This window comes from Streptococcus oralis, from assembly GCF_002386345.1.
In the GTDB taxonomy this organism is placed as follows: domain Bacteria; phylum Bacillota; class Bacilli; order Lactobacillales; family Streptococcaceae; genus Streptococcus; species Streptococcus oralis_S.
Genome location: NZ_CP023507.1, coordinates 488,527 through 513,148 on the forward strand (window position 1 = coordinate 488,527; position 24,622 = coordinate 513,148).

Below are 24,622 nucleotides of genomic sequence, written 5' to 3' on the forward strand. Positions count from 1 at the left end.
AAGGCTTTTTAAAGGTTGTAAATAATATTGTTACAAAAAGGTTACAAATTGTTAAAATTAAATTAAATGCAATAATATAATTTGGGAAAAATTTGACATATAAATTAATTGACGGTAAAATAATTAAGATAATCAAATTAATTGATTTGCGCAATAATTCGATATAAAGATTAATCTGATGTGTCAAGTTTTATTATAGTAGAAGGATAGCATAATGAAGAAACTGAAAGTGATGGTTGTTTTTGGAACACGACCAGAAGCTATTAAAATGGCCCCTTTAGTGTTAGAATTGCAAAAACATAGTGACAGCATTGAGACGATCACAGTTGTGACAGCTCAGCACCGTCAAATGCTGGATCAAGTTCTTGAAACGTTTCGCATCGAGCCACATTATGACCTGGATATTATGGGGAAAAATCAATCCCTTTTAGATATTACTGGAAAAATTTTAGAAAAGTTTGATCCAGTTGTTAAGCAAGAACTTCCAGATATAATTCTTGTTCATGGAGATACAACGACAACTTTTGCAGCAAGCTTAGTTGCTTTCTATAATCAGGTGCGTATCGGCCATGTTGAAGCTGGTCTAAGGACCTTTGATAAGTATTCTCCTTTCCCAGAAGAGATGAATCGTCAGATGACTGACTGCCTTGCGGATCTTTATTTTGCTCCAACTAGTGAGAGTAAAGAAAATCTCCTCAAGGAAAATCACCCTGAGTCTGCTATTGTCATTACGGGAAATACAGCCATTGATGCCTTGAAACTAACCGTTCAATCGGATTACTATCATGAAGTTCTAGATCAATTGGACCCAGATAAGAAACTTGTATTGGTAACCATGCACCGTCGTGAGAATCAAGGTCAACCAATGAGAAATGTCTTTACAGCTTTACGTGAGATGGTTGATCTTCATCAGGAAATTGAAGTTGTTTATCCTGTTCACCTTAGCCCTGTCGTTCAAGAAGCAGCAAACGATATATTGGCTGGGCACAATCGTATTCACTTGATTGAACCTCTAGATGTACTTGATTTTCATAATTTGGCTTCAAGAAGCTATTTTATCATGACCGACTCTGGCGGTGTTCAGGAAGAAGCGCCTTCTCTCGGAAAACCTGTCCTTGTCCTTCGTGACACGACCGAACGTCCAGAAGGAGTACGTGCGGGTACTTTGAAGCTAGTTGGTACAGATCCAGTCTGTGTGAAAGAAGCGATGACCAAACTCTTAACAGATGAAACTGTCTATAGACAAATGTCTCATGCACCAAATCCTTATGGAGATGGAAATGCATCAGAAAGAATTGTACAGACTATTAAACATTATTTTGGCTTTGGTGAATCTGCATCAGAGTTTAAAGAAGGAGCAGGGACACAATGAAAAATTGGTATAGATTTAGAAACTGGTTTCTGACTTTGCTTGGATGTGAGCTTCTTTTGTTGGTACTTTGCTTTTTCTATGCTCGAACTATTATTTTAGAGCAACTATTGTTTTTTGCCTTAGCCTTATTTTCGGTTTTAGTTTTATCTGATTTACTCCTTGCTTGGACACTTATCTTATCTTTTGGATTGGGAGTCATTGTTTTAATAGCAGGTGTAGTTTTCATCCCTAATTCTTCAGTTCTGCTTTTATTAATCAGTTTTCCAACATTGCTTGGTATTCTAATGAAGGTTCGACATTATTTATTAAAAATGGCTTCAAAGGTTCAGGATCAAGAAGATGATGCCAAATCAGATTATCATTCTATGATAAATAAACAAAGTGAATCTGTGCTACAGTCAGTACTAATTCATTGGTCGCATGAGGACCTATTTTTTCAGATAAATCCGAGAGAATATAATCGCATGTTAGTTCGTATTCAAGAAATAATTGCTCAAAAACTAAGTTACAATGATAAACTTTACTATCTTTCGGAGGGGAATTTTATTATATTATCTCATGATAGTCAGATTTCTTTACAGGAATTTTGTTTGAATAATATAGTGAAGGATCTAGAGGCTTTGCATTTCCATGGAAAAAATGGAATGCAAGAGATTCAATTTCAATTAGGTTACTTAGTGATTGACTCGCAAAATAAAAGTAAGTATCAAAATTACTCTGATTTAGTGAGCTATTTGAAACGTCAATTAGAGACGGATATAATTGTAGAATATTAGGAGGGGAAATGACTCTAACAGACCTATTTTTCAGAATTGCTTTGGGAGTGAGTTTCTTTTTTGGAATTTGTTTTGCCATACTATTTATTGCATATAATATTCTTTACTATCGGGTGAATAAGAATTTTAAGGCGGTGAAACATGATTAGTCAAATACTGATGATTTTTACCTTGCTTACAATTTGGATTTCTCTAGCATGGGGCTTGGTAATTCTCTTTTCAGCTGTTCACTTTTGGTTTAAACACAGCGATTTTCGTGTAGACACTTCGCCCTTGCCTTATTATCCGAAGGTTACCATTGTTGTACCTGCTCATAATGAGGATGTGGTTATTGCACAGACGACAAAAGCTATCTTGGACATGAATTATCCTCACGACCGTGTGGAGTTGCTCTTGTTTGCGGATAACTGTTCGGACAATACCTATGCAGAGTGTTTGTCTGTACAAGCTATGCCTGAATATGCAGGAAGAAATCTTACTATTATCGACCGTACTGGTACGGGAGGAAAAGCGGGCGTTCTAAACGATGCTTTGGAGATGGCAACGGGTGAATATATCTGTGTTTATGATGCGGATGCCATGCCTGAAAAGAACGCTCTTTATTTCCTTGTAAAAGAAGTGATGAAGGATCCAGAACGTCACGTGGCATCTTTCGGTCGCAACAAGACTCGAAATGCCAATCAAAATTTCTTGACTCGTTGTATCAACCAAGAAATCGTTGTTACTCAGCGCGTGCACCACGTTGGGATGTGGCATCTCTTTAAAATTGGGCGTATCCCAGGAACCAACTTTCTCATTCAAACCGACTTTGTAAAGAGTATTGGTGGTTGGAAAAATGGTGCCTTAACCGAGGATACCGATATTTCCTTCAAAATCATGCAGAGCGGTAAATTGATTGCCCTTGCCTATAATTCAGAGGCTTTCCAACAAGAACCTGAGACCTTAAAGAGTTACTATATGCAGCGTAAACGTTGGGCGAAAGGAAATTATGAAGTTGTTCTCTCAAACTTTAAGCATTTATTTAGCAGAGGAAACTGGCGTGTCAAACTAGAAGTCTTTAACTATTCGTGTGTTTTCTTTTGGTTTAACTTTGCCATTGTCCTATCGGATTTGATTTTCCTAGCGAATGTGCTAGCTATCTGCCTTAATCTTTTCATACCAGATGTCAGAGTTCCATTCGCTTTTGATGCGGACAATATCTACATCGCCCAGCTCATGCTCTTCAACTGGATACTTATGATTGGTCTGTATTTGATGCAAATTATGACGGCATTAGCAAGTCAATTTGGACAAGCGACGACTAAACAAATCTGGTTGGCCTTGGCATCTTATTTTAGTTATTCTCAGATCTTTATCATCGTATCGGTTGATTCTATTTCATCTATTATACTGGATAAGGTACTTCGACGGAAAGAAACCAAGTGGGTTAAAACCAAACGGTTTGCAGGATAGGAGGTTCTATGAAAACAAATAAATTAAAATATGTCTGGTTTGTGCTCATCCTATCTATCTTTTGTTTAACTTTGTTTTTGGCAAGAGGAAGGACTAAAATCGAGATGCGTAATCGAATTTACAGTCAATGGAGTCAACAGTTCCTTGTTACAAAAGGCGATCAGTCTTATGTTCGTACGACGAATGATTCTGAGGAAACAATAGTTCTATCAGAAGCCCAAAGTTACGGTATGCTCATAACGGTTTTAGCAGCCCAAAAAGGACAAGCAAGTCAAGCAGATTTTGATAACCTCTATCGCTATTATCAAAATCATCGCATAGAGGGAACGCAGTTAATGTCTTGGAAACAAGTGATCAAAAATGGTAGTGAAACGGTCAAAAAGCAAAATGCAACTGATGGAGATCTCTACATCGCTTATTCTTTGATTGAAGCTTCTAAGCAGTGGCCAGATAAAGCTCAGGAATACCAAGAACAAGCTAAAAAAATCTTAGAAGATATACTTCGATATAATTACAATAAAGAGACGGGTGTTTTAACAGTAGGGAACTGGGCAAATAAGAATTCCGATTATTATTACTTGATGCGGACATCTGATACTCTTCCTCACTATTTCCAGTCTTTCTATGACCTGACTGGAAACAAACAGTGGTTAGATGTTAAGGATAAGATGCTTGGGCAATTGGAGCAAATCAGTTCCCATTCTGATACAGGTCTCTTGCCAGACTTTATCTGGGCGGAGAAGTCCGGGGCACGTCTTGTTGATGCCAACACAATCGAATCTCAGTATGATGGGGCGTACTCTTATAACGCTTGTCGTTTGCCTTATCACCTGTCACAGAGTCAGGATGAAAGAAGCCAAAAACTCGTTCAAAAGATGATGGATTTCTTTATGAAAGAGCAACGCATTTATGCTGGTTATGACTTGAACGGAACGGCCCTCAATCAATACCAGGCAGGTAGTTTCTTGGCACCGATTACCTATGCGTCTGACAAGGGAGAAGGCTATCTGAAACTTCTTCAGCAAAATAAATACATTTTCACACAAGATTTACCTTTGGACAACTACTATGATGCAACGATGATTACCATGATTGCTCTAGAGATGTTCTAGGATGAAAAGTGAGGGCTAGTTCAACTGGCTCTCTTTTTGATAGGTTTTCATCTTTTTTTCAAAAAAGGAATTTCCTAAGGTTTATGGTATAATGGAAGGAGTGATGGAAAAGAGGTAGAGAGATGGATGCGAAATTAAAATACAAGGCAAAGAAGATTAAAATCGTCTTTTTTGATATCGATGATACCTTGCGTACGTCAAAGACAGGTTTTATTCCAGCTACAATTACCACTGTCTTTAAACAGTTGCGTGAAAAAGGAATTTTAACAGGAATTGCCTCTGGTCGTGGAATTTTCGGTGTCGTTCCAGAGATTCGTGAGCTCAAGCCAGACTTTTTTGTAACCCTAAATGGGGCCTATATTGAAGATAAAAAAGGCCAGGTGATTTATCAACATCAGATTGACAAGTCAGATGTTGAGGAGTATGTCTCTTGGACGAAGGAAGAGGGAATTGAGTACGGCCTGGTTGGTAGTCATGACGCCAAACTCTCCACGCGAACAGAACTGATCAGTGAAGCTATTGATCCGATTTATCCAAACTTGGATGTGGATCCTAACTTCCATGAAAAAGCAGATATATACCAGATGTGGACCTTTGAGAATAAAGGGGCTGATTTGCACCTACCAGATAGTCTCTCAGGTAAGCTTCGAATGGTACGTTGGCATGAACATTCATCAGATGTCGTGCCTATTTCAGGTTCAAAAGCCACTGGTGTTGCTAAGGTTGTAGAATATCTAGGCTTGAAACCAGAAAATGTTATGGTCTTTGGGGATGGGCTCAATGACTTGGAACTCTTTGATTATGCTGGAATCAGTATTGCTATGGGAGTTTCCCATGAAAAAATCAAAGAAAAAGCAGATTATATTACAAAAACAGTAGAAGAAGATGGCATTTTTGATGCCTTAGAAGGATTTGGTATGGTAGAAAAAGAATTGCATTTCCCACAAGTAGAAATTGAAACAGTAGAAGGTCCTCTTGCGACCATTAAGACAAATCACGGAGACTTGCGTATCAAGCTCTTCCCTAAACATGCTCCCAAAACAGTAGCCAACTTTGTTGCTCTGTCAAAAGACGGTTACTATGATGGTGTGATTTTCCATCGCATTATCAAGGACTTTATGATCCAAGGTGGAGATCCAACTGGTACTGGTATGGGGGGAGAATCAATCTACGGTGACTCTTTTGAAGATGAATTTTCTGAAGAACTTTATAATATCCGTGGTGCCCTTTCTATGGCCAATGCGGGTCCAAATACCAATGGTAGCCAGTTCTTTATCGTGCAAAACCAACATTTGCCATACTCTAAGAAAGAGATTGCGCGTGGTGGCTGGCCTGAACCAATCGCTGAGATTTATGCAGAACAAGGTGGAACTCCTCACCTTGACCGCCGCCATACTGTTTTCGGGCAGTTGGTAGACGCAGAATCGTTTGCGGTCTTGGATGCCATTGCAGCTGTTGAGACTGGTGTAATGGACAAACCAGTTGAAGATGTAGTAATTGGAACGATTGAAATTGAGGACTAGAATGAAAATTGGTGATAAGCTAACTGGGCGTATTACAGGAGTTCAGCCCTATGGTGCCTTTGTCGAGTTAGAGACAGGGGTGACAGGGCTGATTCACATCTCGGAGATTCGGACGGGATTTATTGAAAATATCTATGACATTTTAAAAATTGGCGATGAAGTTCAAGTTCAGGTGGTGGATTTTGACGAATATACTGGAAAGGCCAGTCTTTCCATACGTACCTTGGAAGAGGAAAAGCATCAATTACCAAGACGGAGACGTTTTTCAAATGATCGGATCAAGCACGGATTTGCTCCTCTTGCCCGAATGATGCCTGTTTGGACGCGTGAGGCATTAGAGCATTTAAAGAAGAAGCCATAAATACGATTATTCAAATCATTTGTAATATTAACATAATTTGTTATAATAAAAGTATGAAAGAAGAACAATTATTAAAACCAGGAGAGCGAATCAACCAGCTCTTTTCGACAGATATCAAGATCATTCAAAATAGAGAGGTGTTTAGCTATTCGGTGGATAGTGTTCTCTTGTCACGCTTTCCTCGCTTCCCTAAACGGGGTTTAATTGTGGACTTTTGTGCTGGAAATGGTGCAGTGGGACTTTTTGCTAGTTCACGTACTCAGGCGCGGATAATATCTGTAGAGATTCAGGAGCGCTTGGCGGATATGGCAGAGCGTTCGGTTCAGTTGAATGGCTTGGAAGAGCAGATGCAGGTCATCTGTGATGATTTGAAAAATATGCCTGCCCACATTCAGGGAAGTAAGGTGGATATGATTTTGTGCAATCCGCCTTATTTTAAGGTAGATCCGCATTCCAATCTGAACGAGAGTGAACACTACCTTCTGGCCAGACACGAAATTACGACTAACCTAAAAGAAATTTGCCGTAGTGCTCAGAGTATTCTCAAGTCTAATGGTCGTTTGGCCATGGTTCATCGTCCAGATCGGCTCTTGGATATCTTAGACATGCTTCAACGCCATAATTTGGCACCAAAGCGCCTGCAATTTGTCTATCCTAAACGTGAGAAGGAGGCCAATATGCTCTTAATCGAAGCTATCAAGGATGGATCGACCAGTGGCTTTAAGGTCTTGCCACCTCTCATTGTTCATAATGATGATGGTTCCTATACACCAGAAATTCAAGAGATTTACTATGGATCATAATGCCTATATGTATGTGGTGGAGTGCCGCGACGGTTCTTACTATACGGGCTATACAACGGATGTGAAGAGGCGCCTTGCCGTTCATAATAGTGGTAAGGGGGCCAAGTATACCCGAGCTCGCTTGCCAGTCAAACTCATCTATGTAGAGGGTTTTGCCAGTAAGGAAGAAGCCATGTCTGCCGAAGCTCTCCTCAAACGAAAGAAACGTCCACAGAAAGAACGATTTTTATCTGAAAATCAAGAGAAAAATCTAATCAACCATATTGATGTCTAACGAGGAGTCTTTGTGCTCCTCTTACTTTTGTCAAAAGAGGAAAAAAGTGCTACAATAAGATGAATAAATTTAAAGAGGTATTATCATGTCTAAGATTCTAGTATTTGGTCACCAAAATCCAGACTCAGATGCCATCGGGTCATCTGTAGCCTTTGCCTATCTTGCAAAAGAGGCTTATGGATTGGACACAGAAGCAGTAGCACTTGGAACTCCTAATGAAGAAACAGCTTTCGTTTTGAACTATTTTGGTGTAGAAGCACCACGCGTCATTACATCTGCTAAAGCAGAAGGTGCAGAGCAAGTTATCTTGACTGACCACAATGAATTCCAACAATCAGTGTCAGATATTGCTGAAGTAGAAGTTTACGGAGTTGTAGATCACCACCGTGTGGCTAATTTTGAAACTGCCAGCCCGCTCTACATGCGCTTGGAACCAGTTGGATCAGCTTCATCTATCGTTTACCGCATGTTCAAAGAACATGGTGTGGCAGTTCCTAAAGAAATCGCAGGTTTGATGCTTTCAGGTTTGATTTCAGATACTCTTCTTTTGAAATCACCAACAACTCACCCATCTGATAAAGTCATTGCTCCTGAATTGGCTGAATTAGCAGGTGTCAACTTGGAAGAGTACGGTCTTGCTATGCTCAAGGCTGGTACTAACTTGGCCAGCAAATCTGCTGAAGAATTGATTGACATCGATGCTAAGACTTTTGAACTCAACGGAAATAAGGTTCGTGTTGCCCAAGTCAATACAGTTGATATTGCTGAAGTCTTGGAACGTCAAGCTGAAATCGAAGCAGCAATGCAAGCGGCTAATGCAGCAAACGGCTACTCAGATTTTGTCTTGATGATTACAGACATCGTCAACTCAAACTCTGAAATTCTGGCTCTTGGATCAAACATGGACAAGGTGGAAGCAGCTTTCAATTTCAAACTTGAAAATAATCACGCTTTCCTTCCAGGTGCTGTTTCACGTAAGAAACAAGTGGTGCCACAGTTGACTGAAAGCTTTAATGGGTAATTCTTAATGAATATTTGGAACTGTTAATTTGACTATTTATAGAAGGTGATAGCATGATGCGATTGATTGAAGGACTGCGCTTTTTGGTTGAGGTTGTGGCAATCCTTGGTCTTTTCTCCGTATCTGTGATACAAATTTCTTGGCTGGAAAAATTCCTATTTTTTCTTCTAGCAGTTCTATTAATCTTATTTTGGGCGCGATATATGGCACCAAAATCTCCACATGCTTTTAAAAAATGGCATCGCCTTGTTGCTGAGACGTCGATTTTTATTTTGGTTAGTGGTGGTTTTTGGTATTTGTATGGATTGCAAATAGGAATCCTCTACTTAGCTCTGTCTTTTGGAAGTTTGGTGCTACTTTATTATTTTCAGCTAGAGTGATTCTTATAATATAGTTAATGAATTATTTAAATGGTAATTATTTGACTGGAGATTGACACGAGAAAACGGTGTTTTCCATATAGCTAAAGGGGTTTCGGCTCCTTTTTTTCTAGGAGAGAAAGATGTTAGAAAATGGTGATTTGATTTTTGTGAAGGACCTTTCAGATATGGGGCAGGCCATCCAGGTTTCTACTGGGAACTATAGTCATGTAGCCATCTTTTTGGACGGTTTCATCTACCATGCTAGTGGGAAAGCTGGTGTCATTTGTCAAGAACCGGCTGAATTTTTTGAACCAACTCATCTTTACGATCTTTATGTCTATCCAGAGCTGGAAGCTGACTTGGTAAAGGAGAGAGCTAGCAAACATTTGGGTGCACCCTATAATGCCTCTTTTTATCCAGATGGTTCTGGCTTTTATTGCTCCCAGTATATCGCTGAAATCCTACCGATTTTTGAAACTATTCCCATGAAATTTGGGGATGAGGAGCAGGAGATCAGTGATTTTTGGAGGGAATACTACAGGAAACTCGAACTTCCAGCGCCTCTGAATCAACCAGGGACCAATCCTAGTCAACTAGCAGCATCCCCTCTATTAGAATGTAAAGAAAGGAATCTTCATGATTCAGATTTTTAACCCATCTCGTTTGACTCGACAGCCATTTTTTATAGATTTGGTGGACTATCTGGACCAGCATGACGATGTGATCCTTCGAGAAATCAAGGCTCAGTTTCTAGATGTAGCAGTTGATAAACTCATGGAAGAGTATATTAAGGCAGGTTTGATCCGAAGGGAAAACAAACGCTATTTTCTCAATCTCTCTTTTCTAGAATCGATAGACAATCTAACCCTTGACCAAGAAATTTTTATCAGAGAGGACAGTCCAGTCTATCAAGCCTTGTTGGAGAAGACTTTTGAGACAGAATTGCGCAATCAAACCAATGCTGCCATTTTAGTCGAACGTACGGACTTTGCAAGAGAAAAGATGACCCTATCCAACTATTTCTACAAGGTCAAGCACCAATATCCTTTGACAGAAAAACAGCAGAAACTCTATGATATTTTAGGAGATGTTAACCCTGAGTATGCCCTCAAATATATGACGACTTTTTTGTTAAAATTCCTCAAAAAAGATCAACTGATGCAGAAACGCCGTGATATCTTTGTTGAGAGTCTAGTCGTCTTGGGTTATATTGTGCAAAACAAAGAAGGAAAATATGAGTTGGCTGTTGATTTTGACAAGGAACGGTTGACTTTCTATTTACTTTAATTGCTTCATTTTGAGCAGATTGTTTGACTTTACTAAAGAATAAGCATAAACTGAATGTAAGCGATAACGATTATCGTATTAAAAGCAAAGGAGACAGAGCTATGTCACTTGAAAATAAATTGGATCAAGCAACTGGTGCTATCAAAGAAGGATTTGGTAAAGTTACTGGCGATAGCAAGACAGAAGCAGAAGGCACCGTAGAAAAAACAGTTGCCAAAGCAAAAGAAGTAGTTGAAGATGCTAAAGGCGCTGTAGAAGGTGCCGTTGAAGGTCTTAAAAATTCATTTAAGAAAGAAGACTAAAAAAATCAAGGGAAATATTCCCTTGATTTTTTTATAGATAACGTTCTGCGATAGCTGCGTCTCCAGGATAGTCTTCTTTCTTTCCTTGGACGATCTGGTAGCAATCAGCTCCCTTACCAGCAATAATCACGGCATCAAGTTCTTGATTTGTGATGGCCATAGCTGCCTTGATGGCTTCTTCACGATCGGCAATCTTTTCAACAGGATGACTGATATAGCTGCTGATTTCATCTGCAATGGCCATTGGATCTTCATAGTTGGGGTCATCCGCAGTTAGAAAGACTTGAATCTCAGGATGTTGATTGAGGAGTAGTCCAAAGTCTTTGCGACGACTTTCACCCTTGTTTCCAGTCGAACCCAGAACCAGGGCAATCTTTCCAGTTTGATGAGTTTCAACAACAGAAATCAGTTTTTTCAGACTATCACCATTGTGGGCATAGTCGATGAAGACCTTGGCTCCATTTTTCTGAGTGAGAACTTCCATACGTCCAGGAACGCGGGTTGCAGCGATCCCTTTTTTGATGTCCTCTAGACTGGCACCTAGACGAAGACAGGCAAGTCCTGCAGCAACTGCATTTTCTTGGTTAAAGTGGCCGATGAGTTGGATATCATAATCACCAGCGAGTTTACCTGTAGCTGAAAAGCTAAAGGCTTTGGAGTTCTCGATTTGGTTACTTGACTGGCTACCATAGAAGTCATGTTCTTGATCTTCCACTTGTTCTTTCAATACAGAAAAGTGGTCCATGTCGCTATTAATGACAACTGCTCGGCTATTTTTCATCAAGAGACGTTTGTGGTAGAAGTAGTCTTCAAAGCTAGGATGCTCAATCGGACCGATATGGTCAGGAGTGATGTTAAGAAAGACACCTACATCAAAGGTCAGGCCATAGACTCGATGAACAAGATAGGCTTGGCTAGAGACTTCCATTACAAGATGGGTTCTTCCATTCTTAACAGCCTGAGCCATCATGTCGAAAAGATCGATATTTTCAGGTGTTGAGAAGGAAGATTTAAAGAAGGTCTTGCCATCCAGAGTTGTATTCATAGTTGACAAGAGAGCTGTTGGGTAGCGTTGAGATAGGATGTGGTAAGCAAAGTAAGCAGCTGTTGTCTTTCCTTTTGTCCCTGTGAAAGCGAGAATTTTGAGTTTCTCTTGCGGATTACCATAAAATTCCATCGCAATCAAACTCATGGCTTTTTTGATATCGTTCACAATGATGACGGGGATACCGACTTCGTAGTCCTTTTCTGCGACATACCAAGCTAAGCCTTGACTTATAGCGGATAGGAGGTATTCTTTTTTAAAGGCAGCACCTTTGGCAAAAAAAAGAGTCCCTTCTTTTACTTTTCGACTGTCGTAACTGATGCTGTCAAAAACAACTTCACTGTAGTTGTAGTGGTAATGACCTTGGTCAATAATCTCGCGAAAAAGGTCATCTTTCTTTAAAATATCTAATACGGTTTCAATCTTAATCATACTTTCTATTATAAACTTCACGCCCGAATTTTACAAGTAACAAGGAAAAGTTTATAATGGAAGATAAGGAACTTTTCCTAGTTATCAAAATTGAATGAGGAAGCTATGTCTAACGAAAACAATCACCAGCAAGCCCAGATGTTGCGAGGGACTGCTTGGCTAACAGCTAGTAACTTTATTAGTCGCCTCCTTGGTGCTATCTACATTATTCCCTGGTATATCTGGATGGGGACCTATGCTGCCAAGGCCAATGGTCTCTTTACCATGGGCTACAATATTTACGCCTGGTTCTTGCTGATTTCGACAGCGGGTATCCCAGTTGCGGTCGCCAAACAAGTGGCTAAGTACAATACCATGCGAGAAGAAGAGCATAGCTTTGCCTTGATTCGGAGTTTCCTAAGCTTTATGACGGGCTTGGGCTTAGTCTTTGCTTTGGTCTTGTATCTCTTTTCTCCCTGGTTAGCAGATTTGTCAGGTGTGGGGAAAGACCTGATTCCCATCATGCAGAGCTTGGCTTGGGCGGTCTTGATTTTCCCATCTATGAGTGTCATTCGAGGCTTCTTCCAAGGGATGAATAACCTCAAACCCTATGCTATGAGTCAAATCGCTGAGCAGGTGATTCGTGTTATCTGGATGTTGATGGCAACCTTCTTCATTATGAAGATGGGTTCTGGTGACTACCTAGCAGCAGTTACCCAATCGACCTTTGCAGCCTTTGTGGGGATGGTGGCAAGTTTTGCAGTTTTGATCTACTTCCTTGCCCAAGAAGGTTTGCTTAAAAGAGTCTTTGAAACACGGGATAAAATCAATAGTAAGCGACTCTTAGTCGATACGATCAAGGAAGCCATTCCCTTTATCCTGACAGGATCAGCCATCCAGCTCTTCCAGATTTTAGACCAGATGAGCTTTATCAATAGTATGAAGTGGTTTACTAACTACAGCAATGAAGACTTGGTTGTCATGTTTTCTTATTTCTCTGCCAATCCTAATAAAATTACCATGATTTTAATCTCTGTGGGAGTTTCAATTGGGAGTGTCGGCTTGCCGCTTTTGACGGAAAACTATGTAAAAGGTGACTTGCCAGCTGCGGCTCGCCTAGTCCAAGATAGCCTCACCATGCTCTTCTTATTTCTACTACCGGCAACGGTTGGAGTGGTCATGGTAGGGGAGCCTCTTTATACAGTCTTTTACGGTAAGCCAGATAGTCTGGCCATGGGCTTGTTTGTCTTTGCAGTTTTGCAGTCTACTATCCTAGGCTTGTATATGGTCTTGTCTCCTATGCTTCAGGCCATGTTCCGAAACCGCAAGGCAGTTCTATACTTCATCTATGGTTCCATTGCTAAGATTGTCTTGCAATTGCCAACCATTGCTATTTTCCATAGCTATGGTCCCTTGATTTCAACGACTATCGGTTTGATTATTCCGAATGTCCTGATGTACCGTGACATCTGCCAGGTAACGGGTGCTCGTCGAAAGATAATCTTGAAGCGAACCATTTTGATTACCATCTTGACCCTTGTCATGTTTATCCTAGTTGGCTTCTTGCAGTGGCTACTCGGTTTTGTCTTCCAACCAAGTGGACGTTTTTGGAGTTTCCTTTATGTGGCTCTCATCGGAGGGCTTGGAGGAGGTCTTTATGGTTTGATGAGCCTACGGACACGACTTCTGGACAAGATAATCGGCAAAGCTCAAGCAGACCGACTACGTACACGATTGAAAATATCGTAAAAAGATTTATAAATAAAAGTAATGAATTTAACCTTTCTTTAACAGAAAGGTTTTTATACTACATTTTTCTTAAAAAAAGAGAACTTTTTCTAAAATCAAGAGCAAAAAATATGCTTTTTTAAGTTTTTCTTTAGAAATTACTTGACTAAATAAAACCAAAGCTGTATAATAAGACAAAACTTTTAAATAGGAGGTTCTGGAAATGAAAAAGTCTAAGGCCAAGTATCTGACACTTGCAAGTGTCGTTTTAAGCGCAGGTATTCTACTGAGCGCATGTGGAAATTCAAGTAGCGCTACTAAAACATACAACTATGTTTATTCGAGCGATCCATCTAGTTTGAACTATCTTGCAGAAAACCGTGCAACAACCAATGACATCGTGACCAATTTGGTGGATGGGTTGATGGAAAATGACCAATACGGTAACTATGTTCCATCATTGGCAGAGGATTGGACTGTTTCTCAGGACGGTTTGACCTATACTTACAAATTGCGTAAGGATGCAAAATGGTATACTTATGAGGGTGAAGAATACGCCCCTGTAACGGCCCAAGACTTTGTGACAGGTTTGAAATATGCTGCTGATAAAAAATCCGAAGCCTTGTACCTTGTTCAAGACTCTGTAGCAGGTTTGGATGACTATATCAACGGGAAAACAACTGACTTTTCAACTGTCGGTGTTAAGGCGATTGACGACCAAACAGTTCAGTACACTTTGACACGTCCAGAATCTTATTGGAATTCTAAAACAACTTCAACCATTCTCTTCCCTGTCAATGCAGATTTCTTAAAATCAAAAGGGGATGACTTTGGTAAGGTAGACCCTTCTAGTATTTTGTACAATGGACCTTTCTTGATGAAATCGTTTGTTTCAAAATCTGTTATCGAATTCAAGAAAAATCCTAACTACTGGGATGAAAAAAATGTCTTTGTGGATGATGTGAAATTGGCCTATTATGATGGTAGTGACCAAGATGCCCTAGCACGTAACTTTGTAGAAGGAGTATACAGCTATGCGCGTCTCTATCCAAATAGCTCAAGCTTTGAAGGCATTAAAGAGAAGAACAAGGATAACATCATCTATAGTATGCAAAATGCAACTTCTTATTACTTGAACTTCAACTTGGACAGAAAATCTTATAACTTCACGTCTAAGTCCTCTGATATCGAAAAGAAATCAACCCAAGAAGCAGTTCTGAATAAAAACTTCCGTCAAGCCTTCAACTATGCTTATAACCGTACAGCCTATGGAGCACAATCTCAAGGGGAGGACGGAGCAACAAAGATTATTCGTAACTTGGTTGTACCTCCAACATTTGTAAGTATCAACGGAAAAGACTTTGGCGATGTTGTTTCAGAAAAGATGGTCAAATATGGCCAAGAATGGCAAGGAATCAACTTTGCAGATGCACAAGATCCATACTACAATCCTGACAAGGCTAAAGCTAAATTTGCAGAAGCTAAGAAAGAATTGGAAGCTAAGGGTGTGCAATTCCCAATCCACTTGGATGTATCTGTAGACCAATCAGCTAAAAAAGGTGTACTTGAAGCAAGTTCTTTGAAACAATCCATCGAATCTGTTCTAGGAGCTGAGAATGTGGTTATCGATATCCAACAGCTATCAACAGATGACTTTGACAACTCTAGCTACCTCGCTCAAACAGCAGCTCAAAAAGACTTTGATATCTATAATGGCGGTTGGAGTGCGGACTACTTGGATCCATCAAGTTATCTTGATATCTTAAATGTCAATAACGGTGGTATGTTGCAAAACATTGGTCTAGAACCAGGTGAGGTCAATGACAAGGCTAAGGCAGTTGGTCTGGATACTTACACTCAAATGTTAGAAGAAGCGAACAAGGAGCAAGATCCAGCAAAACGTTATGAAAAATATGCTGAAATTCAAGCTTGGCTCGTTGATAGCGCCCTTGCAATTCCAAACGTTTCTCAGGGTGGAACACCGACCTTGAGAAAGACAGTTCCATTCTCATCACCATTCTCACAAGCTGGAAATAAGGGTGTCGAATCATACAAGTATCTCAAGTTACAAGATAAGACTGTAACGGCTGATGAGTATGAAAAAGCTAAAGAAAAATGGCTAAAAGAAAAAGAAGAATCAAATAAAAAAGCCCAAGAAGAACTGGCAAAACACGTTAAATAACCAGTCTATTCAACAGGAAAAACGATAGTTTCTCAAGGAACTATCGTTTTTATATAGTTTGAAACTATAACTAGCTCTTGAAAACAAGAAAATGAGTTAGTAAAAATAAGTGGTACAATAGTTACTATAGATTTGGAGGTATTGTATGAGCAAAGAACTACACATCAACACAATTTTGGCCCAGGCTGGTATCAAGTCAGATGAGGCTACAGGTGCCTTGGTAACACCGCTTCATTTTTCAACCACTTATCAGCATCCAGAGTTCGGTCAGTCTACGGGATTTGACTATACCCGTACTAAAAACCCAACTCGTAGTAAGGCGGAGGAGGTTTTGGCGGCTATTGAATCAGCGGACTATGCCCTAGCAACGAGCTCAGGTATGGCTGCGATTGTACTGGCCTTTAGTGTCTTTCCAGTAGGAAGTAAAGTCTTGGCAGTGCGAGATCTTTATGGTGGTTCTTTCCGTTGGTTCAACCAAGTGGAGCAGGAAGGTCGTTTCCATTTTACCTATGCCAATACTGAAGCAGAGTTGATTGCTGAGTTGGAGAAAGATGTGGATGTTCTCTATATTGAAACACCAACTAATCCCTTGATGTTGGAATTTGATATTGCCAAACTAGCCAAACTAGCTCATGCCAAGGGTGCCAAGGTAGTGGTGGACAATACCTTCTACAGTCCGATTTACCAACGTCCGATTGAAGATGGTGCGGATATCGTTCTTCATTCAGCAACCAAGTATCTAGCAGGGCACAATGATGTCTTGGCTGGGGTGGTTGTGACTAATAGTTTAGAACTATATGAGCAACTGTTCTACAATTTGAATACGACTGGTGCGGTCTTATCACCATTTGATAGTTATCAGTTGATTCGTGGTCTTAAAACTCTGCCTCTTCGTATGGAGCGTTCTACAGCCAATGCCCAAGAAGTGGTTGCCTTTTTGAAGGATTCACCTGCTGTCAAGGAAGTGCTCTATACAGGACGTGGGGGTATGATTTCCTTTAAAGTAGTGGATGAAAAACGTATTCCTCATATTTTAAATAGCCTCAAGGTCTTTTCATTTGCGGAAAGTTTGGGTGGAGTAGAGAGTTTGATCACCTATCCGACAACTCAAACCCATGCGGATATTCCAGCAGAAGTGCGCCATTCCTATGGCTTAACAGATGACCTCTTGCGCTTGTCAATCGGGATTGAAGATGCTAGAGATTTGATTGCGGACTTGCGCCAAGCTTTGGAAGGATAAGATAGATATGGGGAAATATGATTTTACAAGCCTGCCTAATCGTTTTGGGCACCATACCTATAAATGGAAAGAAGCAGAAGCTGATCGAGAAATTCTACCAGCCTGGATAGCGGATATGGACTTTGTGGTTTTGCCTGAGGTTCGACGAGCTGTACAAGCCTACGCAGATCAGTTGGTCTATGGCTATACCTATGCTAGCGATGCTTTGATTGAGTCGGTTCAGGACTGGGAAGCCAGTCAACACGGATATCACTTTGACAAGGAAGCTCTCGTCTTCATTGAGGGAGTGGTACCGGCCATCTCAACAGCCATTCAAGCCTTTACAAAAGAGGGAGAGGCTGTTCTGATTAACACACCGGTCTATCCTCCTTTTGCCCGCAGTGTCAAACTGAACAATCGCAGATTGATTACCAATTCTTTGGTGGAAAAGGATGGGTTGTTTGAGATTGACTTTGACCAGTTGGAGAAGGAATTGGTGGAAGAGGATGTGAAGCTTTATATCCTTTGCAATCCCCACAATCCTGGTGGACGTGTTTGGGAAAAGGAAGTGTTAGAAAAGATTGGGCATCTCTGCCAAAAACATGGTGTTTTGTTGGTTTCAGATGAGATTCACCAAGATTTGGCTCTCTTTGGTCACAAACACCAGTCTTTTAATACCATTGATCCAGACTTTAAAGACTTCGCCCTTATCTTGAGCAGTGCCACTAAGACCTTTAATATTGCTGGGACCAAGAATTCCTATGCAGTTATTGAAAATCCAAAGTTTCGTCTGGCTTTCCAAAAACGCCAGTTGGCCAATAACCAACATGAAATCTCAGGCTTGGGGTATTTGGCGACAGAAGCTGCCTACCGTTATGGTAAGGACTGGTTAGGAGAGTTAAAAGAAGTCATCGAGGACCACATTAACTATGTAGTGGATGTTTTGGGCAACGAAACCAAGATTAAGGTCATGAAACCGCAAGGAACTTACTTGATCTGGCTTGATTTTTCAGCCTATGACCTAACGGATGACCGCTTGCAAGAGCTTTTGAAGAATGAAGCCAAGGTTATCTTGAATCGAGGTTTGGACTTTGGAGAGGAGGGAACTCTTCATGCCCGCCTCAATGTGGCTATGCCGAAGTCAGTACTGGAAGAGGTTTGCCAACGCATCGTGACCACTTTTGCTACACTTTAAAAATCGAGCCTTCTAGGAGAAAAGTCTTCCTAGAAGGCTATTTTCGTAGGGGAAAATGTGGTATAATGAAAAGATAAGATAAAGGGGTAACTATGGCTAAATTGATTCCGGGAAAGTTGCGCATGGAGGGGGTTGTACTCTATGAAACAGGCAACATTGAGATTATCAAGGAAAAAGGGAATCGCCTCTATACTCGTGTGGCGGGAGAAGACTTGCGCTACAGTTTAGAGGATGATCTGGTTTTTTGTGCTTGCGATTTTTTCCAAAAAAGAGGTTACTGTGTTCACCTCGCAGCGCTCGAGCATTATCTGAAGAACGACGAAGAAGGCCAGGTGATTTTACAATCCTTAGAAAAAGGACATGAAGAGCAAGAAGAGGTCGAAACCAAGGTTGGTTTTGGTGGTAGTTTTTTGGAGCGGATCCAACCTCAGAAGAGAGAGAAAATCTACACTTTGTCGGCTCAAGGCCAGGTAGAAGCTGGAACCAATCGCCTCCTTTGGACTCTCCGAATCGGTTTAGTTGATAGTCAAAAATATTATGTCATTCGTGACATCCCTCTCTTTTTGAAGGTCTTAGTCCATCGAAAGCCATACATGATTGGGAAATACTATGAAAATGACTTGTCTTGGGAGTCTTTTGATACAGCTAGTCAAGATGTTCTTACTTTTTTATGTGGCTTGATTGAGGAGGGACTGAGTCAAGAGCTCTTTTTCCCTAATCAAGGTCGTCACCTCTTTTTCCCTCTGACCTTTTTTGAGCAGGGAGTGGGGTTATTGATGAACTTGGAAGATTTTCATTTTGAGCACCAGATTACTAGTTATGAAAATCTTCTCTTTCATGATTTAGATCCCGATGCAGAACTGTTCTCTTTTTCAGTGCAGGAGTATCCCGATTATTTTGAAATGGAGATTTCTGAAAGTGAGCGAGTCAACGTATTCTATGGAGGGGCAGTTCTCTTTCGTAAGGGGAATCTTTATCTCTTAAATCCTAAACAAATCAGCCTCCTAAAGGAAATCAAGGAGCTTCCTCAGGAGGAGAGAGGGAGAAAATGCCTCCAGTTTGACAACAGTGATCGCGACCGTCTGGCTGCCTGTCTGACTTTGTTTGGACAGCTGGGCACAGTTTCTGCTCCTGAGCGCTTGCAAATCAGACCCTTTTCACCAATCTTTTACTTTGATAGGGAGGATGACGGCCGCATCCGTTTGGATATCCAGTTTGACTATGGAGATGTTAAGGTGACTAGTCGTCAACAGCTGGAACAATTACTATTTTCAAGCGATGCCGTCTTGGAAGACCAACTATTTCAAGTCTGTTTAGGGGCTGGTTTTGAGGCTGATTTTCAGTCTTGGAGACAGGCTTTGAAGCCAGAGGCAGTTTATTCTTTCTTTCACCATACGATTCCAGCTTTTGAGAAATTGGGTCAAGTTTTCTTGTCTGATGAAATCAATCAGCTCTACAGTGTCCAAGCTCCTCAGGTTCAGATTGAGTCCAAGGGAGGATTGTTGGAAATCCAATTTGATTTCCAAGGGATTGCCCAAGAAGAGATTGATCAAGCTCTTAAAGCCCTGACCAGTAATCAGGATTTCTATATCAGTTCTTCTGACCAAGTGTACTTTTTTGATGAGGAAACCAAGCAGATTCGTCAAAATTTGCAGGAACTGGGGGTTGAGCTAAAAGATGGTTCTTTCCAAGCGCGAAAATCTCTGGCTTATAGCCTTTCTCAGCTTTTTGAAGGTCGAGATCGGATCTCTTTCTCGGAAGAATTTCAGCATTTAGCTCATGATTTGACCCATCCAGAGGATTTTCCTTTGGGAGATATACGGGTGCAGGCGAGTTTGAGAGACTATCAGGAAAAGGGAGTCCGTTGGCTCCAGATGCTTCATCACTATGGCTTTGGTGGCATCCTGGCAGATGATATGGGACTGGGAAAAACACTGCAAACCATCGCTTTTTTGACCAGTCAGGTGACAGAAGATAGTCGGGTCTTGATTTTGGCTCCGTCAGGTTTGATCTACAATTGGGCAGATGAATTCAGGAAATTTGCCCCACAGTTGGATTTGGCTGTCGTTCATGGTTTGAAAGCGAATCGAGAAGCAATTCTTTCTGAAAATCACCAAATCTATGTGACTAGCTATGCCACCTTTCGTCAAGACAGCGAGCTTTATCAAGAGATGGCTTTTGATTTTCTCTTCTTAGATGAAGCCCAGGTCATGAAAAATGCCCAAACCAAGATTGCTCAGAGTTTGCGCCAGTTTGTGGTGCCGGCAGTTTTTGCTTTGTCAGGTACGCCCATCGAAAACCATTTAGGAGAGTTGTGGTCTATCTTTCAAATTGTGCTACCTGGGCTCTTGCCGAACAAGAAAGAGTTTATGAAATTACCGGCTGACCGAGTCGCGCAGTTTATCAAGCCTTTCGTCATGAGGCGTAAGAAAGAAGAAGTTCTTACAGAACTACCTGATCTGATTGAAGTCGTCTATAAAAATGAACTGGAAGACCAACAGAAGGCTATCTATCTAGCCCAGTTGCAACAGATGCGAGACCGCCTAGCGCAAGTGACAGATCAAGAATTCCAGAGAAGTCGGGTAGAAATCTTATCTGGACTCATGCGTTTGCGTCAAATCTGCGATACGCCAGCTCTCTTCATGGACGATTATCAGGGAGCTAGTGGTAAATTGGATAGTCTCCGAGATTTATTGCTACAAGTGGCTGATGGTGGGCATCGGGTCTTGATTTTCTCCCAGTTCAAAGGAATGTTGGAAAAAATCGAGAAAGAACTCCCAGACTTGGGCTTGACCTCCTTCAAAATCACAGGTTCAACTCCTGCTCATGACAGACAGGAGATGACCAAGGCCTTTAACCAAGGGGAGAGAGATGCCTTTCTCATCTCCCTTAAGGCGGGTGGTGTTGGTCTCAATCTAACGGGAGCTGATACGGTTATTTTGGTTGACCTTTGGTGGAATCCCGCTGTCGAAGCCCAGGCTATCGGACGAGCCCACCGCATGGGGCAGGAGCAGATGGTCGAGGTCTATCGTTTGATTACCAAGGGGACCATTGAAGAAAAGATCCAAGAACTTCAAGAACAAAAGAAACATTTGGTTTCCCAAGTTTTAGATGGTACGGAGTCGCGTGCGAGTCTCAGTCTGGCAGAAATTCGTGAAATTTTGGGAATTTCTGAAGCCAGCACTTGAAAAATCAAGACAATACGCTATAATGAAGTGTTGAAAGGAAATACAAAATGAAACAAGATCGATTTCCATTGGTGTCAGATGATGAGATCATGCTGACCAAAATGCCAGTCATGGACTTGTACGATGAGTCAGACTTTATTAGCAATATCAAAGGTGATTACCGCGATAAGAACTATTTGGAATGGTCTCCTATCAATGAGGAAGAAACCGTAGTTTCTCCAGTGGTTAATAAGGAGTCAAAGCCAAGCCCAGAACCTAAAAAAGTTGAAAAGACTTATGCAGAGTTGGCTCGAGAAGAGGCGCGTGCGGACTTGAAGAAGAAACGCTCAGCCAAGTATTTGACTCAAGATGTTAGTCATACTAGACGACACAATGGTTTAACACTTGTTCGTCAAGGAAACCAACCAACAGCACCATTTCAAAAGGAAAACCCTGGTGAGTTTGCCAAATTTAGTAAAAACTTGAGCCAGTCTCACTATATCTTAGCTGAGGAGGTTGGCCAAGTGGCGAATCCAACTCCGAAAACCCAAACGGAAAAAACTAAAAAGAACAACTACGATTTTCTAAAGAAGAGTCAAATCTATAATAAAAAGAATAAGCAAACAGAACAGGAACGTCAGGTTGCCCAAGAGTTGAATCTGACAAGAATTACTGAGTAGGGGAGAAAAGCATGTCAAAAACATATCATTTTATTGGAATCAAGGGATCAGGGATGAGTGCCCTAGCCTTGATGTTGCACCAAATGGGACACAAGGTTCAAGGTTCAGACGTTGAAAAATATTACTTTACTCAACGTGGACTAGAGCAGGCAGGGATTGCGATTCTTCCTTTTGATGAAAAGAACCTACAAGGTGATGTGGAGATTATCGCGGGAAATGCCTTCCGTCCAGATAACAACGTTGAAATTGCCTATGCGGACCAAAATGGTATCAGCTACAAACGTTACCACGAATTCCTAGGTAGTTTTATGCGCGACTTTGTCAGCATGGGAGTGGCAGGAGCTCATGGAAAAACTTCAACAACAGGTATGCTGTCACACGTCTTGTCTCACATCACAGACACCAGCTTCTTGATTGGTGACGGGACAGGTCGTGGTTCAGCCAATGCCAAATATTTTGTCTTTGAATCAGACGAATATGAGCGCCATTTCATGCCTTATCACCCAGAATACTCTATCATCACCAACATTGACTTTGACCATCCAGACTACTTTACAAGTCTAGAGGATGTTTTCAATGCCTTTAACGACTATGCCAAACAAATTACCAAAGGTTTGTTTGTATACGGTGAGGATGCTGAGTTGCGTAAGATCACAGCCAATGCGCCAATCTATTACTATGGGTTTGAAGCTGAGGGCAATGACTTTGTAGCTAGCGATCTTCTTCGTTCTACGACTGGTTCGACCTTCACCGTTCATTTCCGTGGTCAAGAGTTGGGTCAATTCCACATTCCAACCTTTGGTCGTCACAATATCATGAATGCGACAGCTGTTATTGGTCTTCTTTACACAGCTGGTTTTGATTTGAACTTGGTCCGTGAACACTTAAAAACTTTTGCAGGTGTTAAGCGTCGTTTCACTGAAAAAATCGTCAATGATACAGTGATCATTGATGACTTTGCCCACCATCCAACAGAAATCATTGCAACCTTGGATGCAGCTCGTCAAAAATACCCAAGTAAGGAAATCGTAGCAATCTTCCAACCGCATACCTTTACTAGAACCATCGCCTTGTTGGACGAATTTGCCCATGCATTGAATCAAGCAGACGCCGTCTACCTAGCGCAAATCTATGGATCGGCCCGTGAAGTGGACCATGGTGATGTCAAAGTAGAAGACTTAGCCAATAAAATCAACAAGAAACACCAGGTTATCACTGTTGAGAATGTATCTCCTCTCTTAGACCATGATAATGCTGTTTACGTCTTTATGGGTGCAGGAGACATCCAAACCTATGAATATTCATTTGAACGTCTCTTGTCTAATTTGACAAGCAACGTCCAATAAGGGAAACAGATGGAAATTCCAATCACTATAAGGCAAGCCACCTTATCAGATTTAGACGAAATGTTGGCGATTGAAGAAGCCAATCCTTCGTTAGAAGAGGTATTTAGCCGCCAATCTTTAGAAGAGAGTATCCGCAAGACTGCGGGTACCTTTCTTGTAGCTGGGGATGAAAATCAGCTCTTAGGCTATATTTTAGGAGAAGCTCAGTCTATTCATCCCAAATGGATAGAAATAAAATCATTGACTATTCATCCTGACCATTGGGGACAGGGACTGGGAACTCTTCTTCTTGCGGCCTTGAAACAGGTGACAGTCGAACTAAATCACCAAGGTATTCTTTTGCAGAGTCCTGATGAACTACTATCATATTTTGAAATGAATGGCTTTGTTGAAGAAGAAGTGACCGATAGTCATTATTGCAGTGGTTCTGAATGGTATCTGATATGGGCAAATCCCTTTTATCAGGAGGAAATATGAAAATCAGACAAGCAAGATTTTCAGATTTAGATCGGATTATAGAGATAGAGCTAGAGAATTTCTCCCTTGAAGAGGCCATTCCTCGTTCCGTCTTTGAGGCGCATTTGCGGGAAATTCAGACCAGTTTTCTGGTAGCTGAAAAGGAGGGGCGTATTCTTGGTTATATCGAAGGTCCAGTCGTCCCACACCGCCATCTACATGATCAGTCCTTTACAGAAGAAATAAAAGACTATAGCCATCAACCTGGAGGTTATATTTCTGTGACTTGCCTATCTATTGCTAAGGAAGCACAAGCTTTGGGAGTTGGGAAAAGACTATTAAAGACTCTGAAAGAGGTCGCTTTAGAACATGAACGAGAGGGCATTAATCTGACGTGTCATGATTATCTTATCGCCTATTACGAAAAACATGGCTTTGTTAATGAAGGATTATCCCAGTCAAGCTTTGCTGGGGAAACCTGGTATGATATGGTTTGGCAGCCTGAAAATAAAGAAAACTAGCTAGGGAATGCCCTAGTTGGTTGCTTT

23 protein-coding genes are annotated in these 24,622 nt (G+C 41.1%); 22 read left to right on the forward strand and 1 reads right to left on the reverse strand.

Annotated features, from left to right (window positions below; all coding sequences use genetic code 11):
* The first annotated feature begins 214 nt into the window (after window positions 1-214).
* The 13 genes from wecB to CO686_RS02605 all read left to right on the forward strand — a co-directional run bounded on the left by wecB (window position 215) and on the right by CO686_RS02605 (window position 10,645).
* Window positions 215-1,372 (forward strand): non-hydrolyzing UDP-N-acetylglucosamine 2-epimerase, encoded by a 1,158-nt coding sequence (gene wecB / locus CO686_RS02540; protein ID WP_007521309.1) that lies wholly within the window; start codon window positions 215-217, stop codon window positions 1,370-1,372.
* Complete coding sequence (locus CO686_RS02545; RefSeq protein ID WP_049500900.1) at window positions 1,369-2,148, forward strand: hypothetical protein; 780 nt, start codon at window positions 1,369-1,371, stop codon at window positions 2,146-2,148. The genes wecB and CO686_RS02545 overlap by 4 nt, the downstream gene beginning before the upstream one ends.
* A 141-nt stretch (window positions 2,149-2,289) precedes the next feature.
* Window positions 2,290-3,600, forward strand: coding sequence for a glycosyltransferase family 2 protein (locus CO686_RS02555; RefSeq protein ID WP_000625365.1), 1,311 nt, complete (start codon window positions 2,290-2,292; stop codon window positions 3,598-3,600).
* Between the two features lie 8 nt (window positions 3,601-3,608).
* A complete protein-coding gene (locus tag CO686_RS02560) occupies window positions 3,609-4,712 on the forward strand; it encodes a family 8 glycosyl hydrolase (RefSeq protein ID WP_049550529.1) in 1,104 nt (367 codons plus the stop codon).
* 122 nt (window positions 4,713-4,834) lie between these two features.
* Entirely contained in the window at window positions 4,835-6,235 is a 1,401-nt protein-coding gene (locus CO686_RS02565) for a bifunctional Cof-type HAD-IIB family hydrolase/peptidylprolyl isomerase (RefSeq protein ID WP_070800031.1), read from the forward strand.
* Between the two features lies 1 nt (window position 6,236).
* A complete protein-coding gene (locus CO686_RS02570; protein ID WP_049550527.1) occupies window positions 6,237-6,596 on the forward strand; it encodes a S1 RNA-binding domain-containing protein in 360 nt (119 codons plus the stop codon).
* A gap of 53 nt (window positions 6,597-6,649) precedes the next feature.
* The gene (locus CO686_RS02575; RefSeq protein ID WP_000657018.1) at window positions 6,650-7,399 is read left to right on the forward strand and encodes a tRNA1(Val) (adenine(37)-N6)-methyltransferase; all 750 of its coding nucleotides are present in this window, start codon (window positions 6,650-6,652) and stop codon (window positions 7,397-7,399) included.
* Window positions 7,389-7,673, forward strand: a complete 285-nt coding sequence (locus CO686_RS02580; protein WP_049550526.1) for a GIY-YIG nuclease family protein — start codon at window positions 7,389-7,391, stop codon at window positions 7,671-7,673. The genes CO686_RS02575 and CO686_RS02580 overlap by 11 nt, the downstream gene beginning before the upstream one ends.
* Window positions 7,674-7,758: 85 nt before the next feature.
* Window positions 7,759-8,694 carry a manganese-dependent inorganic pyrophosphatase gene (locus CO686_RS02585; RefSeq protein WP_000036036.1) on the forward strand — a complete coding sequence of 312 codons (936 nt, stop codon included), beginning with the start codon at window positions 7,759-7,761 and terminating at the stop codon, window positions 8,692-8,694.
* Window positions 8,695-8,747: 53 nt separating this feature from the next.
* Window positions 8,748-9,074, forward strand: coding sequence for a DUF2568 domain-containing protein (locus CO686_RS02590; protein ID WP_049489904.1), 327 nt, complete (start codon window positions 8,748-8,750; stop codon window positions 9,072-9,074).
* 122 nt (window positions 9,075-9,196) lie between these two features.
* Window positions 9,197-9,709 carry a YiiX/YebB-like N1pC/P60 family cysteine hydrolase gene (locus CO686_RS02595; protein ID WP_049489902.1) on the forward strand — a complete coding sequence of 171 codons (513 nt, stop codon included), beginning with the start codon at window positions 9,197-9,199 and terminating at the stop codon, window positions 9,707-9,709.
* Complete coding sequence (locus CO686_RS02600; RefSeq protein ID WP_049489900.1) at window positions 9,693-10,343, forward strand: DUF1803 domain-containing protein; 651 nt, start codon at window positions 9,693-9,695, stop codon at window positions 10,341-10,343. The genes CO686_RS02595 and CO686_RS02600 overlap by 17 nt, the downstream gene beginning before the upstream one ends.
* 101 nt (window positions 10,344-10,444) lie before the next feature.
* Complete coding sequence (locus CO686_RS02605) at window positions 10,445-10,645, forward strand: CsbD family protein (protein ID WP_000051179.1); 201 nt, start codon at window positions 10,445-10,447, stop codon at window positions 10,643-10,645.
* 31 nt (window positions 10,646-10,676) lie between these two features.
* Here CO686_RS02605 and CO686_RS02610 read toward each other — a convergent pair whose 3' ends face one another.
* On the reverse strand, window positions 10,677-12,122 hold the full coding sequence (locus CO686_RS02610) for a UDP-N-acetylmuramoyl-L-alanyl-D-glutamate--L-lysine ligase (RefSeq protein ID WP_049500168.1): 1,446 nt from the start codon (window positions 12,120-12,122) through the stop codon (window positions 10,677-10,679).
* A gap of 105 nt (window positions 12,123-12,227) precedes the next feature.
* Between CO686_RS02610 and CO686_RS02615 the strand changes: the two genes are divergently transcribed.
* From CO686_RS02615 to CO686_RS02655, 9 genes are all read left to right on the forward strand, one after another.
* A complete protein-coding gene (locus tag CO686_RS02615) occupies window positions 12,228-13,850 on the forward strand; it encodes a putative polysaccharide biosynthesis protein (protein ID WP_096753459.1) in 1,623 nt (540 codons plus the stop codon).
* Window positions 13,851-14,052: 202 nt separating this feature from the next.
* Window positions 14,053-16,011 (forward strand): peptide ABC transporter substrate-binding protein, encoded by a 1,959-nt coding sequence (locus tag CO686_RS02620; RefSeq protein ID WP_096753460.1) that lies wholly within the window; start codon window positions 14,053-14,055, stop codon window positions 16,009-16,011.
* Window positions 16,012-16,156: 145 nt separating this feature from the next.
* Complete coding sequence (locus CO686_RS02625; RefSeq protein WP_096753461.1) at window positions 16,157-17,251, forward strand: cystathionine gamma-synthase; 1,095 nt, start codon at window positions 16,157-16,159, stop codon at window positions 17,249-17,251.
* 7 nt (window positions 17,252-17,258) lie between these two features.
* On the forward strand, window positions 17,259-18,425 hold the full coding sequence (locus tag CO686_RS02630; RefSeq protein ID WP_049550523.1) for a MalY/PatB family protein: 1,167 nt from the start codon (window positions 17,259-17,261) through the stop codon (window positions 18,423-18,425).
* A 92-nt stretch (window positions 18,426-18,517) separates the two neighbouring features.
* The gene (locus CO686_RS02635) at window positions 18,518-21,613 is read left to right on the forward strand and encodes a pilus expression-regulating Snf2 family helicase (protein WP_049550522.1); all 3,096 of its coding nucleotides are present in this window, start codon (window positions 18,518-18,520) and stop codon (window positions 21,611-21,613) included.
* A gap of 47 nt (window positions 21,614-21,660) precedes the next feature.
* Window positions 21,661-22,272: a divisome accessory protein ZapJ gene (zapJ, locus tag CO686_RS02640; protein ID WP_049550521.1), complete on the forward strand. Its 612-nt coding sequence runs from the start codon at window positions 21,661-21,663 to the stop codon at window positions 22,270-22,272.
* Between the two features lie 11 nt (window positions 22,273-22,283).
* Window positions 22,284-23,618, forward strand: a complete 1,335-nt coding sequence (gene murC / locus CO686_RS02645; RefSeq protein ID WP_000048076.1) for a UDP-N-acetylmuramate--L-alanine ligase — start codon at window positions 22,284-22,286, stop codon at window positions 23,616-23,618.
* 9 nt (window positions 23,619-23,627) lie between these two features.
* On the forward strand, window positions 23,628-24,095 hold the full coding sequence (locus tag CO686_RS02650; RefSeq protein ID WP_049550520.1) for a GNAT family N-acetyltransferase: 468 nt from the start codon (window positions 23,628-23,630) through the stop codon (window positions 24,093-24,095).
* Window positions 24,092-24,595 (forward strand): GNAT family N-acetyltransferase, encoded by a 504-nt coding sequence (locus CO686_RS02655; protein ID WP_000702422.1) that lies wholly within the window; start codon window positions 24,092-24,094, stop codon window positions 24,593-24,595. The genes CO686_RS02650 and CO686_RS02655 overlap by 4 nt, the downstream gene beginning before the upstream one ends.
* The last annotated feature ends 27 nt before the right edge of the window (window positions 24,596-24,622 follow it).

Excerpts from the sequence above, each read along its gene's own strand:
- wecB (WP_007521309.1), top strand. The coding sequence starts at position 215 with ATGAAGAAACTGAAAGTGATGGTTGTTTTTGGAACACGACCAGAAGCT.
- CO686_RS02545 (WP_049500900.1), top strand. The coding sequence starts at position 1,369 with ATGAAAAATTGGTATAGATTTAGAAACTGGTTTCTGACTTTGCTTGGA.
- CO686_RS02555 (WP_000625365.1), top strand. The coding sequence starts at position 2,290 with ATGATTAGTCAAATACTGATGATTTTTACCTTGCTTACAATTTGGATT.
- CO686_RS02560 (WP_049550529.1), top strand. The coding sequence starts at position 3,609 with ATGAAAACAAATAAATTAAAATATGTCTGGTTTGTGCTCATCCTATCT.
- CO686_RS02565 (WP_070800031.1), top strand. The coding sequence starts at position 4,835 with ATGGATGCGAAATTAAAATACAAGGCAAAGAAGATTAAAATCGTCTTT.
- CO686_RS02570 (WP_049550527.1), top strand. The coding sequence starts at position 6,237 with ATGAAAATTGGTGATAAGCTAACTGGGCGTATTACAGGAGTTCAGCCC.
- CO686_RS02575 (WP_000657018.1), top strand. The coding sequence starts at position 6,650 with ATGAAAGAAGAACAATTATTAAAACCAGGAGAGCGAATCAACCAGCTC.
- CO686_RS02580 (WP_049550526.1), top strand. The coding sequence starts at position 7,389 with ATGGATCATAATGCCTATATGTATGTGGTGGAGTGCCGCGACGGTTCT.
- CO686_RS02585 (WP_000036036.1), top strand. The coding sequence starts at position 7,759 with ATGTCTAAGATTCTAGTATTTGGTCACCAAAATCCAGACTCAGATGCC.
- CO686_RS02590 (WP_049489904.1), top strand. The coding sequence starts at position 8,748 with ATGATGCGATTGATTGAAGGACTGCGCTTTTTGGTTGAGGTTGTGGCA.
- CO686_RS02595 (WP_049489902.1), top strand. The coding sequence starts at position 9,197 with ATGTTAGAAAATGGTGATTTGATTTTTGTGAAGGACCTTTCAGATATG.
- CO686_RS02600 (WP_049489900.1), top strand. The coding sequence starts at position 9,693 with ATGATTCAGATTTTTAACCCATCTCGTTTGACTCGACAGCCATTTTTT.
- CO686_RS02605 (WP_000051179.1), top strand. The coding sequence starts at position 10,445 with ATGTCACTTGAAAATAAATTGGATCAAGCAACTGGTGCTATCAAAGAA.
- CO686_RS02610 (WP_049500168.1), bottom strand. The coding sequence starts at position 12,122 with ATGATTAAGATTGAAACCGTATTAGATATTTTAAAGAAAGATGACCTT.
- CO686_RS02615 (WP_096753459.1), top strand. The coding sequence starts at position 12,228 with ATGTCTAACGAAAACAATCACCAGCAAGCCCAGATGTTGCGAGGGACT.
- CO686_RS02620 (WP_096753460.1), top strand. The coding sequence starts at position 14,053 with ATGAAAAAGTCTAAGGCCAAGTATCTGACACTTGCAAGTGTCGTTTTA.
- CO686_RS02625 (WP_096753461.1), top strand. The coding sequence starts at position 16,157 with ATGAGCAAAGAACTACACATCAACACAATTTTGGCCCAGGCTGGTATC.
- CO686_RS02630 (WP_049550523.1), top strand. The coding sequence starts at position 17,259 with ATGGGGAAATATGATTTTACAAGCCTGCCTAATCGTTTTGGGCACCAT.
- CO686_RS02635 (WP_049550522.1), top strand. The coding sequence starts at position 18,518 with ATGGCTAAATTGATTCCGGGAAAGTTGCGCATGGAGGGGGTTGTACTC.
- zapJ (WP_049550521.1), top strand. The coding sequence starts at position 21,661 with ATGAAACAAGATCGATTTCCATTGGTGTCAGATGATGAGATCATGCTG.
- murC (WP_000048076.1), top strand. The coding sequence starts at position 22,284 with ATGTCAAAAACATATCATTTTATTGGAATCAAGGGATCAGGGATGAGT.
- CO686_RS02650 (WP_049550520.1), top strand. The coding sequence starts at position 23,628 with ATGGAAATTCCAATCACTATAAGGCAAGCCACCTTATCAGATTTAGAC.
- CO686_RS02655 (WP_000702422.1), top strand. The coding sequence starts at position 24,092 with ATGAAAATCAGACAAGCAAGATTTTCAGATTTAGATCGGATTATAGAG.